The following is a 15069-nucleotide window of genomic DNA, read 5'->3' as shown; positions in this document are numbered from 1 at the left end:
TGTATTTCCTCGTTACGATGCATCGCAACGGTTGCGTACGGTGTGACCATGACTGTCTGGGACCGGCCTGAGCCGCCGACTCAACCCGCGCCGCTCGACCGGGAGCGGATCGTCGCCGCCGCCATCGCGCTGGCCGACGAGGGCGGGCTGGAGGCGGTGTCGGTACGCAAGGTGGCCGCCCGCCTGGACGCCGGCCCGATGCGGCTGTACAGATACATCTCCAGCAAGGAGGAGCTGTTCGACCTCATGATGGACGAGGTCCAGGCCGAGATCCTCCCCGAGGAACAGCCCGGTGACTGGCGGGAGGCGCTGCGCGTCCTCGCCCAACGCACCAGGAAGGCCGCTCTCCGCCACGCATGGCTGGCCGACCTGCTCGGCGGTCGCCCGGCCATGGGTCCGAACGGCCTCGCCGTGGCCGAGGCAACGCTGTCTGCCTTCGACAGCCTCGCCGACGTCGACACCGTCATGCGCGCCGTGGAGACGGTAAGCGCCTACTTCATCGGCGCGATCAGGCGGGAGACCGCGCACCTGCGGGCCCAGCACGCCACGGGCCTGTCCAAGCACGACTGGCAGCGCGCCCACGGCCCCCACATGACGAGCATGCTGGCCACCGGCCGCTTCCCTGCGCTGGCCAAGGTCGTCCACGACGCCACGGACGTGGACGCCGAGACATCCTTCGCAACCGGCCTGGACTGGGTCCTCGACGCCGTGGCAACGGAACTCGCCCGGCCGCCGGCGTGACGCTCAGCTCCTGCCGAATGTGAGCGAGGCCGGGGTCGCGCCGCCACCCGCACAATGATCCTGGAGGTACTGCGCACCATGCCGTCGGTCATCGCGTGCTCGCTGTGCTCCCAGACAGCGAGCTGAGGCTGCTGGACAGTTGGCCAACCGAACCCGTCGACGAGGCCGGACGACTACGGGAGCACTGGATGGGCCGGCAGATTCACAGGGCCGCTCTGAGCGGACTGCGTCGGAGAAGTCGTGGGTGCTGCCGTTGGTGCGATCGAGCTGGACACCTTCCGCCGGCAGCACGGCCAGGCACTTTCTGGTCTGCCCGATCACAGCCCGTCTGGACATTGCTGGATGGCCGGCTGGTGTCCCGTTGGCTCGGGGTGTCGAAGGCATCGGACGTGGCCAGGAGGAAGCCCCCGGCAGCCTGGGCCTCGGGCTCCGCCCCCTCTGCGGCCCCGCACCTGGCGCTCTGGTTTCGGGACCGCAGTACATCTGCGATAGGTCGTGTATCGAGAATGGATCCGGGACACTCCGGACGCTCATGTGAGCGAGGCCCGGTGCCAGCGCCTGTCGCGCGGTTCCCGGCGCGATCAGGTAGTCAGGAACGGTGAACAAGGACGCGACCGACCCCTTCGTGCATGTCCGGGGCGCCAGTGAGAACAACCTGCGAAACATCGATGTCGACATTCCGCGGGACGCGATGGTCGCCTTCACCGGCGTCTCCGGTTCGGGCAAGTCCTCGCTCGCTTTCGGCACGCTCTACGCTGAGGCCCAGCGGCGCTACTTCGAGTCCGTGGCACCGTACGCCCGAAGGCTGTTGCAGCAGGTCGGCGCACCGCACGTGCAGGAAATCACCGGACTGCCACCGGCCGTGGCCTTGCAGCAGCGACGCGGGTCGCCCAGCTCGCGCTCGACGGTCGGCACCCTCACCACGCTGTCCAATCTGCTGCGCATGCTGTACTCCCGCGCCGGCACCTATCCGCACCGGGCCGCACGGCTGGAAGCCGAGTCGTTCTCACCCAACACCGCGGCCGGCGCCTGCCCGGAGTGCCATGGACTGGGCGTCGTGCACGACGTCGCCGAGGACCTGCTCGTCCCGGACCCCTCGCTGAGCATCCGCGAGGGGGCGATCGCCGCCTGGCCGGGCGCCTGGCAGGGAGCCAACCTGCGCAGTGTCGTGAACGGCCTGGGGATCGACATCGACCGGCCGTGGCGCAGGCTCAGGAAGAAGGACCGGGACTGGCTGCTGTACACGGACGAGCAGCCCTCCGTGTACATCGAGCCGGAGGAGGATCGCGTCGACTACGGCTACCAGGGCAAGTTCTGGAGCGCCCGCAAGCACGTCATGCACGTCCTCGCCGACTCCAAGAGCGAGAAGATGCGCGAACGGGCGCTCCGGTTCGTCAGGAGTGTGCCCTGCCCGGAGTGTCACGGCAGCGGACTGCGACCCGAGGCGCTCGCCGTGACCTTCTCCGGACGTTCCATCGCCGAAATCAACGCGATGCCGCTGACCGAGGTCGTGGCGCTGCTGCGGCCCGTCGCGGGGCGGTCCGAGGCCGACGCCACCACGTCGACCGCCCGATCCGGGGAGACGACGGAGGTCGCGGTTCGGATCTGCGGCGATCTGGTCGCGCGGGTCGACGTCCTGCTCGACCTGGGCCTCGGATATCTCAGCCTCGGGCGCCGCTCGACGACCCTGTCGCCCGGCGAGGCGCAGCGGCTGCGGATCGCCACTCAGCTGCGCTCGGGGCTGTTCGGCGTCGTCTACGTCCTCGACGAACCCTCCGCGGGCCTGCACCCGGCTGACGCGGAACCGCTGCTGGACGTACTGGACCGCCTCAAGGCGGCGGGCAACTCGCTGTTCGTCGTGGAGCACGACATGGACGTCGTACGGCGGGCGGACTGGGTGGTCGACATCGGCCCCGGCGCGGGCGAGGGCGGCGGGCGCGTGCTGTACAGCGGCCCGGTCGCCGGTCTTGAGCGGGTGGGGGAGTCGGCCACGAGCCAGCACTTGTTCGGGCGCGCCGAGCCGCTCGATCACCGCCCGCGCAGACCCCACGGCTGGCTGCACCTGAGCGGCGTCTCCCGGCACAATCTGCACGACGTGTCCGTCGCCGTACCGCTCTGCGTACTGACGGCGGTGACGGGCGTGTCCGGTTCCGGAAAGTCGACGCTGGTGACGCAGGTGCTCGCCGAGGTCGTCCGCAGCCACCTCGGACTCGTACCCGAGGAGCCCGACGAGGCGCGGCTGGAGGTCGATGTCCAGGACGCATCGGGGGTCGAGTCGTTCGACCGGTTGGTCCGGGTCGATCAACGGCCCATCGGCCGAACTCCCCGGTCCAACCTGGCCACGTACACGGGGATGTTCGACGCGGTGCGCAAGCTGTACGCGGCGACGGACGAGGCCAGGGCGCGCGGCTACTCGGCCGGGCGGTTCTCCTTCAACGTGCCCGAAGGGCGGTGCGAGACCTGCCAAGGCGAAGGATTCGTCGCGGTGGAACTGCTCTTCCTGCCTGGCACCTACGCGCCGTGCCCGACCTGCCGGGGAGCCCGGTACAACGCCGAAACGCTGGAGGTCACCTACCGCGGCAAGAACATCGCGGAGGTGCTGGGGCTCTCCGTCGATGCCGCCGCCACGTTCTTGTCCGCCGTCCCGGCCGCCTTCCGCAGTCTGGAGACGTTGCGCGAGGTGGGACTGGGGTACCTGCGGCTGGGACAGCCCGCGACGGAGCTCAGCGGTGGTGAGGCGCAACGCATCAAGCTGGCCACTGAGCTGCAGCGGGCCCGCCGCGGCCACGCGCTCTACCTGCTCGACGAGCCGACGGCGGGGCTGCACCCCTCGGACGTCGCGCTGCTGCTGCGACAGCTGCACCGCCTCGTCGACGCCGGCAACACGGTCGTCCTCGTCGAGCACGATCTGGACACGATCGCCACCGCCGACTGGGTCATCGACCTTGGGCCGGGCGGTGGCGACGCGGGCGGGCGGGTGGTCGCGGCGGGCCCCCCGGCCAAGGTGGCGAGGGCCCGCCGCAGCGCCACCGCGCCCTATCTCGCGGCCCGACTCGCGCGCTCCTGACGACGGCGCGAGGGGCGCTGAGCACCGGTCAGCCGGGTTCGGGGCGCAGGGTCGCGCGCGTCGCCATGCAGAGTTCCAGCTTGTGGCGGATGTCGCTCGCGAGGTGTCCCGTCTGGGCCCGGTTCGGCGACGTGGCGCATCTTGAGGACGATGTGCTGGGAGATCTCCCGCAGGATGGCCCGGCCGGCTTCGGCGCGTAGGCCGGCCGGTGTGACGATGGTGCCGATCGCCCTGTAGATCGCCCTACTGGCGGGCCGGGCCCCCGACTGGTGGGCGCGGCAGCCCGTGGAGTCGACGCTCAGGTCCCACGTGATCGCACCTTTCGCGTCGGCCAGAAACTGGAGCCGGGTGAATCCGGTGCCAGGTGCCGTCCCCCTGTCGCCGGCGAAACAGGTCGTAGACCGCTCGCCACATCGCAGTCGTGCAGGTCGCACCCCGGGAGACCGTGGGGCGTCCGAGGAAGCTACGACGACTTCGTGGACCGCCTGCGCCGCGCCTTCGAGGAACTGCGACCGGGCGACCCGGCGGACGAGGCTACGACCCTGGATCCGCTCTCCTCCGAGCAGGCGGCCTCGGACCTGGCCGACCCGATCCGATCCGATCCGTGAGACCGTGGACCAAGGGGCCCAGCTGGTGACCGGCGGCCACCGCGTCGATCGCCCGGGCGCCTTCGGCGCACCGACGATCATCACCGGCGTCAAGCCGGGCATGCGCGCCTATCCCGAGGAACTCTTCGGCCCGGCCGCAGTGGTCTACCGGGCCGCAGACGAAGACGAGGCCCTCGCCCTCACCAACGACAGCCCGTTCGGTCTCGGTGGCTCCGTGCTCGGCGCGGACCTCGAACGGGCGCGGCGGGTGGCCCAGCGTGTGGAGACCGGCATGGTCTGGGTCAACCACCCCGATCCGCATCCGCGCAGGACAGCCAGAGCCGGTGTTGGAGTCTGTTCGGGTGGGTAGCTCCTTCAGGCCAATCCGGCTGCGATTCCGCATGGTCATCTTGCCGGTGAGCAGGAGAGATGGAACGAGTCGCCTACCCCCTTGGAGGGCAAGCACGATGGCAGACGACGTACGGCCGGGGAATGGGTCCGCGGCGGGCATGTCCGAGGGTGAACAGATCGCTGCGGCGCTGAACAGTCTTCCTGCCCCCATGGTGGTGGCCCTGAAGCAGTTGATGGTCTCGTTCGGGTTTCCTGCGACGGCTACCGTCAACGAGATGCCTCCAGGTGCTGCGCCCGCGCTGACCGCGATCGCGGACGCGTTCCACGGAAGCAGCTCGCGCGGGCAAGGGGTGGGCTCGCCGGGCGGCGGAACCCCGACCTTCCCGAACACGCCACCGCTTCCTCCGCCCCCGCCCGGCGTGATCACCGGCTAGCCGCAGCCCGGACAGGCCCCCTACCCCGCGACGTGCTGCGTCAGGCCGTAGCGCCTCTGGGACGCCCCGCCGCCCGCGCCCGGGCTCCACCTGGCTGGAGACACAAGAACCCGATGCGTTGGTCGACGACTTCGGGAGTGGCTTCCGGTGCCGCCTCCATGATCGATGTCGATGGGTTCGGGAGTCCTCATGCGGTCGGACGCGTCGCGCGGTTCGTCTCAGGGTTGTCGCGCCGCCGAAGTGGAGCGACGGTTGGCGGTGATCCGGGCACTTGCCGCTCCTCTTGATCGTTGCGAGGGTTGTGATCGAACTCAAGCGTGTCATAGCGACCCTCGCAGTTGCCCTTGTCGGCGCCGCGACCCTCACCTCGCCCAGTGTGGCCGCCGGTGTCGCCCTGTATGAGCCCACCCACGCAGGGCCGCGCGGGGTAAGCGGCCTGGCGGCACCCGCCGGCGCGACGGTCACGGAAGGGCAGGTCAAAGAGGTCGCACCCGGGGGCGTGATGACCTATCCGAGCGTCACCAGCTGCCTCACCGTGACTGTGCGGGTCAGGGGCGGCGGCCTCGTCGGTGCTCACGCCAGCCTGTTTCAGGTACCGGGGGAACTGCGATCCGATGAGATTCTGGGCGCGCTCAAGCAACTCGTCGACGGGCGCCCTGTGGCAGCGATCGAGGTCAGGGGGGCCGTTGGTGCCTGGCATCCGAGCTACTTCGTGAAAGCGCTGGAGAGCTACGGCGAGGGGGAGCAGGTGCCGATCCCCCAAGGCCCGGACTCCAACGGGATTGCCCAGGCGGTGTCCCGGGGACTCGGGCTGCCCCGCGGCCTTGTCACGGTCGAGGACGTGCCTGACGGGGACCAGATCATCAGGTGACGAAGCCGACCCTCACGCCAAGGGGCGGTGCGCCCCGCTGCTGCCCGAGAACCGGAGCTGCTTCACTCGATGATCACGACCACTGAGCAGAGCCCGGGGGATCGCCTTCCGTTCTCGTGAACACCGCCTCCTCGCCCAAGCGTACGACTCCCGATATCACGTCAAAACTGCGTCGCTGCTCGCCTAGACAGCAAGGCGGCGGGCGGTGCGCACCGGTGCGCACCGGTCTGCTTTCCGCCGGCTCTTCATCGTGGTCCGAAGCCAACTCGCTGATTCTGGCCCCGCGTGCACCCCCGGGTGCGAGATCGTCGCCCCCGGGGTCGCGGACCGCGGCTCGGTGCGATGGTGTGGGAGGTGAGTCACTGGAGCGTCTACGACGGCGCCGGCGCCCTCAAAGCCGCCCGCACCCTGGAACTCATCGCCCAGCGCACCGCGCACTGGCCGGCCCACGACGCCCCCCGCCACCGGGACCCACAGACGGTGGCCGCCGATCTCGGCCTGACGGTGGACGCGGCCCGCGGCCGGATGGCCCGCTTCGGGGGCCGGCACCCCACGGCTGACCGGCGGCCACCGGCCCACCCCGGCATGCCGGAGGCCCCGTCCCGTGGTTCTCGGCCGGGCGGCGAGCCCGTGATCCGAGTCGGAACCACGTATCGGAAGGCACAGATCATCGCGCTGCCGTATCGCGCGACGACCTGTGATCGTGAACAATTACACTCGCCCTCATGGCGCCCTGTGCAGGCACCATCGCGATTTCGGTCCGCGCACCGGAGCCCGGGCCGGTCGCCGCGGGCTTCGCCGACGAGAGGGCTCTCAGTGGGAACGGCAAGTACGGAACAACCTGAACCGCGCCAGCCTGTGATGGCTGATGTCGCGCGCGTCGCCGGGGTGTCACACCAGACGGTGTCGCGGGTACTCAACGGCGCGCCCCACGTCCGCCCCGGCACACGCGATCGGGTGCTCGCCGCCATCCGCGAGCTGGATTACCGCCCCAACGTGGCGGCTCGGGCCTTGGTCACCCGCCGATCCCAGACGCTCGGCGTGGTCAGTTTTGGCAGCGCGCTGTACGGACCGGCCTCCATGCTGGACGGCATCGAGCAGGCGGCGCGCAGTGCGGGCTACTTCGTCAGCGTGGCGAGCATCCGGTCGTTGGACACGCGCGCGGTGCAGGAGGCCGTGGACCGGCTCAGGGATCAAGGCGTCGAAGGCATCGTGGTGATCGCTCCGCAAACCCCGGCAGTGCGCGCGATCGCCCAGCTGTCCACGGCGGTGCCCGTGGTGGCGGTCGGGTCGGGCAGCGGGTCGCGCGTACCCACGGTCTCCGTCGACAACGAGGCGGGCGCCCACGCCGTCACCCGACACCTGCTCGACCTCGGACACCTCACGGTCCACCACATCGCCGGCCCGCCGGGATGGCTGGAGACCACGGCCCGGCAGGCCGGGTGGCGCAGGGCACTGGAGGAGGCATGCGCCCCTGTGCCCGAGGCGCATGCAGGGGACTGGAGCGCCCGCGCCGGATACGAGGCCGGCCTTCGGATCGCAGGGGACACCAGCGTCTCCGCGGTTTTCTGCGCGAACGACCAACTGGCGCTGGGCCTGCTGCGCGCGCTGTACGAAGCGGGCCGGGCGATCCCCGGGGACATCAGCGTGGCGGGTTTCGACGACATCTCCGAAGCCGCCTACTTCGCTCCGCCGCTGACGACGGTCCGACAGGACTTCGCCGAACTGGGCAGGCGTGCACTGGAGTTGCTGGTCGACGAGTTGACCGGAGACGACCGCCCGACCGGTGCGGGCGGCAGGGAGCGGGGCGGTGCGCCGGAGTCCGCGAGCCGGCACGTCCTGGTACCCACGGAGATAGTGCTGCGCCGCAGCACGGGTCGCCCGAGCCGGTAGTACTGCGCAGACCCGGGCGTTCGCGCAGGTCAGGGAGCCCTCAGGTGCCAGAGGTGGTCCGGGGGCGGGGGGTCAAGATTGGGTAACGCTGTGCGCGTGGGCTCTTGTGGAGCTTCGTTGTTAACGCTCACAATCTGACCTCAGGGTAGCCCGCGGGCCACCGTCCCCCTGTCGCCCGGGTGCCGTCCCGGGACGCTGGGCTCCGTACCAAGGATGTGAACGTGACCCCGTCCCACCCCTCCGCCGCCCGGGATGCCGTGCGCTACGTCGTCGGTGTCGACTTCGGCTCGCTGTCCGGCCGCGCGGTGGTGGTCCGCGTCCACGACGGTGAGGAGCTCGGCTTCGCCGTCCACACGTACCGCCACGGCGTCATCGACCGTGAACTGCCCACCACCGGGGCCACCTTGCCACCCGATTGGGCGCTCCAGCATCCGGACGACTGGCGCGAGGTGCTGCGCACCGCAGTCCCGGACGCCATCGCCTCCGCCGGCGTGGACCCCGGGCTCGTCATCGGCATCGCGACCGATTTCACCGCCTGCACGGTCCTGCCCGTACGGCGCGACGGGCAGCCGCTCTCCGAGACCGGGCTGGGCCACCGCCCGCACGCCTGGCCCAAACTGTGGAAGCACCACGCCGCCCAGGGTCAGGCCGACCGGATCAACGAGCTGGCCCACCTGCGGGCCGAGAAGTGGATCGCCCGCTACGGCGGCAGGGTCTCGGCCGAGTGGCAGTTCGCGAAGGCGCTGCAGGTGCTGGAGGAGGACCCGCAGACGTACGCGGCGACCGAGCGCTGGATCGAGGCGGCCGACTGGATCGTCTGGCAGCTCACGGGCACCGAGACTCGTAACACGTGCACCGCCGGCTACAAGGGAATCCACCAGGACGGCAGGTACCCGAGCGAGGCCTACCTCGCCTCCCTGCACCCGGACTTCGGGGACTTCGCCCGTACCCGCCTGGAGCATCCGCTCTCCCCGTTGGGCTCCCGCGCCGGCTCGCTCACCGCGCAGGCCGCCGCCTGGACGGGCCTTCCCGAGGGCATCGCGGTCGCCGTGGGCAACGTCGACGCCCACGTCGCGGCCTCCGCGGCCCAGGCCGTCGAGAACGGCCGACTGCTCGCGGTCATGGGGACCTCCACCTGCCACGTGGTGAACGGTGCCACGCTCGCCGACGTCCCCGGGATCTGCGGCGTCGTGGACGGCGGGATCGTCGACGGTGCGTACGGCTACGAGGCGGGGCAGAGCGCGGTCGGCGACATCTTCGCCTGGTGGCTCGCCCAGGGCGTCCCGGCCGGTTACCAGGCCGAGGCCGAGGCCCGCGGCGAGGACCTGCACCAGCTGCTGACCCGCAAGTGCGCCGACCAGCCCGTCGGCGGCCACGGTCTGATCGCCCTCGACTGGATGAACGGCAACCGCTCCACCCTGGTGGACCACCACCTCTCCGGCGTCATCGTCGGGCTCACCCTGGCGACGCGGCCGGAGGAGATCTACCGCGCTCTGCTGGAGGCCACCGTCTTCGGCACCCGCACCATCGTCGACGCCCTGGAACAGGGCGGTGTACCGGTGCATGAGTTCATTGTCACCGGCGGCCTGAAGAAGAACGCCCTGCTGATGCAGATCCACGCCGACGTGCTCCGCCGCCCGGTGTCCCTCGCCACCTCCGCCCAGGGCCCGGCACTCGGCGCGGCCATCCACGCGGCCGTGGCCGCCGGCGCCCACCCCGACGTACGAGCCGCCGCGGCGGCCATGGGCCGTGTCCAGCGGGCCGCCTACGTGCCGGACCCCGCACGGGCCGACGCCTACGACGCGCTGTACGCGGAGTACCGCGCCCTGCACGACCACTTCGGCACCGGCCCCGACAAGCAGCTCCACCGGCTGCGCGCCCTGCGCAACGCCGCCTTGACCGCATCGACCGCCCCGACTGCCCGAACCGAGAGGCCCTGACTGCCCATGACGTCACCGATCGAGCAGCTGCGCCGCGAGGTCAGCGACCTGCACCAGGAACTGGTCCGCTACGGCCTCGTCGTCTGGACGGCGGGGAACGTCTCCGCCCGCGTACCGGGCGAGGACCTGATGGTGATCAAACCCAGTGGCGTCCCCTACGAGGACCTGGCCCCCGAGCGCATGATCCTCTGTGACCTGGACGGGAACGTGGTCGAAGGCGACTACGCCCCCTCCTCCGACACCGCCGCGCACGCCTACGTCTACCGGCACATGCCGCAAGTGGCGGGCGTGGTGCACACCCATTCCACCTACGCCTGCGCCTGGGCGGCGCGCGGCGAGGCCGTCCCCTGTGTGCTGACCGCCATGGCCGACGAGTTCGGAGCCGAGATCCCCGTCGGTCCCTTCGCGCTGATCGGAGACGACTCCATAGGCCGGGGCATTGTCGAGACCCTCGACGGACACCGCTCGCCCGCCGTCCTGATGAAGAGCCACGGAGTCTTCACCGTGGGCAAGGACGCCAAGGCGGCGGTCAAGGCGGCCGTGATGTGCGAGGACGTCGCCCGTACCGTTCACATCTCACGCCAGTTGGGCGAACCGCTGCCCCTCGCGCAGAGCGACATCGACGCACTGAACCACCGCTACCAGAACGTGTACGGCCAGAAGGCCGGCCGGTGAGGAGCTTTTCCGTGGCAACACTCGAAGAACGCGAAGTGTGGTTCCTGACCGGCAGCCAGTCCCTCTACGGGGACGAGACCCTGCGCCAAGTGGCCCGGCAGTCGCAGCAGATAGCCGAAACTCTCCAGGGCGACCCCGGCATCCCCGTCCGCATCGTCTGGAAGCCCGTCCTCACCGACGCCGAGGCGATCCGCCGCATCTGTCTGGAGGCGAACTCCGATGACGCCTGCATCGGGCTCATCGCGTGGATGCACACGTTCTCCCCGGCCAAGATGTGGATCGCCGGCCTGGACGCGCTGGGCAAGCCCCTTCTCCACCTCCACACCCAGGCCAACGTGGCCCTGCCCTGGTCGTCCATCGACATGGACTTCATGAACCTCAACCAAGCAGCCCACGGGGACAGGGAGTTCGGCTACATCCAGACCCGCATCGGAGTGACCCGCAAGACGATCGCAGGCCACGTGAGCGACCCGTCCGTGGCCGCGCGCATCGCTTCGTGGGTCCGGGCGGCCGCCGGGCGGGCCGAGATGCGCGGCCTCAGGCTGGCCCGATTCGGCGACAACATGCGGGACGTGGCCGTCACGGAAGGCGACAAGGTGGAGGCGCAGTTGCGCTTCGGTGCCTCCGTCAACACCTACGGGGTCAACGACCTCGTCGAGGTCGTCGACGGCACCCTGGAGGCCGATGTCACCGAACTCGTCAAGGAGTACGAGGACACCTACCGGGTCGCGCCCGAACTGCGGCCCGGCGGAGACCGACACGCCTCGCTGCGCTACGCCGCGCGCATCGAGCTGGGCATGCGCGCGTTCCTCACCGCAGGCGGATTCCGCGCCTTCACCACCAACTTCGAGGACCTCGGGGGCCTGCGACAACTGCCGGGGCTGGCCGTGCAGCGTCTGATGGCCGACGGGTACGGCTTCGGTGGGGAGGGCGACTGGAAGACATCGGTCCTGCTGCGCACGCTCAAGGTGATGTCGCAGGGGCTGCCGGGCGGGGTGTCCTTCATGGAGGACTACACCTACCACCTGGAACCCGGTCGGGAACTGATCCTCGGCGCGCACATGCTTGAGGTCTGCCCGACGATCGCGGCCGCGGTTCCCTCCTGCGAGATTCACCCGCTGGGGATCGGCGGCCGGGAGGATCCCGTCCGCCTGGTCTTCGACGCGCACACCGGTCCGGCGGTGGTCGTCGGGCTCGCCGACATGGGTGACCGGTTCCGCCTGGTCGCCAACGAGATCGACGTGGTCGAGCCCGCCGAGCCCCTGCCGAACCTGCCGGTGGCCCGGGCCGTGTGGCAGCCCCGACCGGACCTGCGGACCTCGACCGAGGCCTGGCTGATCGCCGGAGCCCCGCACCACACCGTGTTGTCGAGCGGCGTCGGCACCGGGGAACTGGGTGACCTCGCGGACATGCTCGGCACGGAGTTGCTGGTCATCGACGGGGACACCGGCATCCGCCGGTTCACGCAGGAGATGCGCTGGAACCAGGCCTACCATCGGCTGGCGCAGGGCTTCTGACGCCTGCCGTACCGGCGCCCGCCGCTCAGAACAGACAGGCACCGTCTGCTGCGATTCGCAGCGCACCCACGTGCCCCAGAGCGCCGGCGGCGACCCGATGGGCCCGTACACCTACAAGAACATGCTGACCGGCAGCAATCTGGTCCCCGGCGGATGGCTGATCGACGCGAGCCTGCTGCGGGCCGGCGGAAAGCTGTACCTCCTCGGCAGCGGGTTCATCAACGGCAGCCGACAGAGTCTGGTGATCGCCCCGCTGGGCAACCCCTACACCCTCAGCGGTCCGTTCCGGGTGATCTCCAGTCCCACCCTGAGCTGGGAGACCCAAGGCGGATCGGTCAACGAGGGCCCCGAACCGCTCTACCACGAAGGCCGGACCTTCCTCAGCTACTCCGCCTCCAACTGCAACACGCCGGACTACAAGCTGGGCCGACTGGAGCTCACCGGAGCCGACCCCCTCAGCGCCGCGTCGTGGACCAAAGCACCCGCCCCGGTGTTCCAACGGAGTGACGCGGCCGGAGTGTACGGGCCGGGCCACAACGGATTCTTCACCTCCCCGGACGGCACGGGGAACTGGCTCCTGTACCACGCCAACGACACCACCGCCGGAGGCTGCGACAACAAGCGCACCACACGGGCCCAGAAGTTCACCTGGCGTCCGGACGGCACACCGGACTTCGGTACCCGCCTTCAAGAGCAGCGCCACCTTCCGCCTGGAATAGCGGCGCCGAGGCCGCGCCCACCACCCTCCGGTCGCGTGGGCGGGGACCTCAACCGTTCGTCAGGAGCTGTTCCGTCCAAATGGTCTTGCCGGCCGCCGTGTACCTGCTGCCCCAGCGGTGGGTGAGCTGTGCGATGAGGAACAGGCCGCGGCCGCCTTCATCGGTGAGCTGCGCCCGGCGCAGATGCGGCTGCGTCTGGCTCGGGTCGGAGACCTCGCAGATCAGCACGCGGTCCTTGATCAACCGCAGGCCGACCGGACCGCCCGCGTACCGGATGGAGTTGGTGACCAGCTCGCTGACGATCAGCTCCGTGGTGAAGACCAGGTCCTCCAGGCCCCAGGTGGTGAGCCGGTCCGAGACGAGCTCGCGTGCCCGCGCGACGAGGGAAGGGTCGGCGGCCAGCTCCCACGCGGCGGTGGCATCCGCGGGCACCTCCCTGACGCGCACCACCAACAGTGCCAGGTCGTCGTCCGGCGGCTCGTGCAACAGGGCGCCCAGGATGTCGTGCCCGATCTCGGTGACCGGCAGCCCGCTGTCGGCGCCGTCCCGGACACCCGCCCCGAGGGCCTCCAGGCGTTGTTCCGGCCCGCCGGTGTCCCTGCCGAGCGCTCCACCGTGGAAAGCCAGCACATCCCCGGTCCCCAGGCGCAGTTCCACCGGTTCGAACGGCTGCCCGCCGGTGCCCAGGACCGGTCCGGGGCGGTACGTCACCGGACCGCTCCCGGGCCGACCCCTCGCGGCCAGCAGGGGCGGCGGGTGACCGGCTCCCGCCAGTACGCAGGTGCGGGACACCGGGTCGTAGGTGGCGTAGAGACAGGTGGCGCCGGTCAGCGCGCTCGGCGCGTCCGTCTCCGGTTCCTGGCGGTCGTCGTCCTCGATGAAGCGCACCACGAGGTCGTCGAGGTGGGCCAGCAGCTCGTCCGGACTGAGGTCCAGATCGGCCAGGGTCTGTACCGCGGACCGCAGCCGGCCCATCGCCGCCGTGGCGTTCAGTCCGTGCCCGGCCACCGTGCCCATGACGAACGCCAGCCGCGTCGAGGGGAGCTGGATGACGTCGAACCAGCTGCCGCCGAGGGCCGGGCTCGCGCCGGCGGGTACATGCACCCCGAAGGTCTCCGCGCCGGTGACGTCCATGACGGGCCTCGGCAGGAGACTGCGCTGCAGGGCCTGCGCGGTGCGGCGCTCACGGGTGTAGCGGCGCGCGTTGTCCATGCTCAGCGACGCCCGAGAACCGATCTCCTCGGCGAGGGCCGCGTCCTCCTGGTCGAACGGACGGCGCTCCGCGGTGCGCCACAGGACCAGGGCTCCGAGAACCGCGCCGCGCGCCTGCAACGGGATCAGCATGAGGGAGGCGGCCTGAGGCGGAAGGATCAACCGCGTACGTTCCTCCTCGCCCGAGAGGACAGCGCGGAGCTCGGTCAGGTCGGGGAGGAAGACCGCGGAACCCCCGCGCAGGTGAATGCTCTCCACACTCCGCAGACGGATGGTGTCGCCCACGGAGTGGATCTCGGGCGGCCAACGCCCGTCGGCGGCTCTCACGGCGACGCGTCGCATCGGCGCTCCGGTGGCCATCTCTCCCGGCTCCTCGCCGATCAGCACCGGTTCGGTGAGGTCGACGGCCGCGAGGTCGGCGAACGCGGGAACGAGTACCCCGACCAACTGCTCGGCGTCGCGCACCATGTCGAGGGAGCTGCCGATCTCCGAGGCGGCCGCGTTGAGCAGCGCCAGCCGCTCGGCGGCCCGCCGGTCCGCCGGCGGCAGGGGAGGGGCCCGACGCACGTCACCGGCCACCGCCACCGGTACGGGGTGATCCGGGTCGGCGGGGCGCAGGCGCAGCAGGAACCGCGCCGACGAGCCCTCCAACAGGGTGATGATGTCGACGTCGGCCTCCAGCAGGCCGCCGTCCGGTCGCAGCAGGCGGGCCCGGGCGCTGCGCCTGGCGCCTCCTACGGCTCCGGCGACCAGGCGGGCCCACAGGCCCCGATCCTCGAAGAGCAGCTCCGCGCCCTGCGGTCCGGCGCCGGGCGCACCGACACCCTCCGGTACACCCAGCAGCCTCGCCGCCGAACGTGTGCCCGTCAGGACGTTGCAGGCGGCGTCGAGTACCAGAACAGCCGTGGGGAACTCCGCTGTGGTGACGCGTTCACCCGGGCCGTTGTCGCTCACGCGTGTCTCACTCCGGCAGGATCGAGGGCGCTCCTGATCCCATTGAACACCTCCCGCGCGGCGTGCGCGCGCCGGTGGCGGACCCGCAGGCGGATCCGCCACCGGCGC

At 70.7% G+C, this 15069-nt stretch carries 11 protein-coding genes and 1 pseudogene; 11 read left to right on the top strand and 1 reads right to left on the bottom strand.

Annotated features, from left to right (window positions below):
* Positions 1-48 precede the first annotated feature (48 nt).
* The 11 genes and pseudogenes from OG906_RS00880 to OG906_RS00835 all read left to right on the top strand — a co-directional run.
* Positions 49-741 carry a TetR/AcrR family transcriptional regulator gene (locus tag OG906_RS00880; RefSeq protein WP_329438985.1) on the top strand — a complete coding sequence of 231 codons (693 nt, stop codon included), beginning with the start codon at positions 49-51 and terminating at the stop codon, positions 739-741.
* Positions 742-1339: 598 nt separating this feature from the next.
* On the top strand, positions 1340-3808 hold the full coding sequence (uvrA, locus tag OG906_RS00875) for an excinuclease ABC subunit UvrA (protein WP_329438983.1): 2469 nt from the start codon (positions 1340-1342) through the stop codon (positions 3806-3808).
* A 476-nt stretch (positions 3809-4284) separates the two neighbouring features.
* Positions 4285-4416 (top strand): hypothetical protein, encoded by a 132-nt coding sequence (locus OG906_RS43545; RefSeq protein ID WP_443067338.1) that lies wholly within the window; start codon positions 4285-4287, stop codon positions 4414-4416.
* Positions 4417-4420: 4 nt separating this feature from the next.
* Positions 4421-4765 carry an aldehyde dehydrogenase family protein gene (locus tag OG906_RS00870; protein ID WP_443067337.1) on the top strand — a complete coding sequence of 115 codons (345 nt, stop codon included), beginning with the start codon at positions 4421-4423 and terminating at the stop codon, positions 4763-4765.
* A gap of 97 nt (positions 4766-4862) precedes the next feature.
* Entirely contained in the window at positions 4863-5180 is a 318-nt protein-coding gene (locus tag OG906_RS00865) for a hypothetical protein (protein WP_329438981.1), read from the top strand.
* Positions 5181-5481: 301 nt separating this feature from the next.
* Complete coding sequence (locus OG906_RS00860; protein ID WP_329438980.1) at positions 5482-6051, top strand: hypothetical protein; 570 nt, start codon at positions 5482-5484, stop codon at positions 6049-6051.
* Between the two features lie 861 nt (positions 6052-6912).
* Positions 6913-7944: a LacI family DNA-binding transcriptional regulator gene (locus OG906_RS00855; protein ID WP_329438978.1), complete on the top strand. Its 1032-nt coding sequence runs from the start codon at positions 6913-6915 to the stop codon at positions 7942-7944.
* Positions 7945-8159: 215 nt separating this feature from the next.
* Positions 8160-9884 carry a ribulokinase gene (locus OG906_RS00850; protein ID WP_329438976.1) on the top strand — a complete coding sequence of 575 codons (1725 nt, stop codon included), beginning with the start codon at positions 8160-8162 and terminating at the stop codon, positions 9882-9884.
* Positions 9885-9890: 6 nt separating this feature from the next.
* Positions 9891-10559, top strand: a complete 669-nt coding sequence (locus OG906_RS00845) for an L-ribulose-5-phosphate 4-epimerase (protein WP_329438974.1) — start codon at positions 9891-9893, stop codon at positions 10557-10559.
* Between the two features lie 11 nt (positions 10560-10570).
* Entirely contained in the window at positions 10571-12076 is a 1506-nt protein-coding gene (gene araA / locus OG906_RS00840; RefSeq protein ID WP_329438973.1) for an L-arabinose isomerase, read from the top strand.
* A 40-nt stretch (positions 12077-12116) separates the two neighbouring features.
* Positions 12117-12860, top strand: a pseudogene (locus OG906_RS00835) (glycoside hydrolase family 43 protein); the annotation flags it as partial.
* Here OG906_RS00835 and OG906_RS00830 read toward each other — a convergent pair.
* Positions 12844-14961 carry an ATP-binding SpoIIE family protein phosphatase gene (locus OG906_RS00830; RefSeq protein WP_329438971.1) on the bottom strand — a complete coding sequence of 706 codons (2118 nt, stop codon included), beginning with the start codon at positions 14959-14961 and terminating at the stop codon, positions 12844-12846. The pseudogene OG906_RS00835 and the gene OG906_RS00830 overlap by 17 nt on opposite strands.
* Positions 14962-15069: the final 108 nt, after the last annotated feature.

Source organism: Streptomyces sp. NBC_01426 (assembly GCF_036231985.1).
Classification (GTDB): Bacteria; Actinomycetota; Actinomycetes; order Streptomycetales; family Streptomycetaceae; genus Streptomyces.
This window is presented reverse-complemented; position numbering and strand designations above follow the sequence as displayed.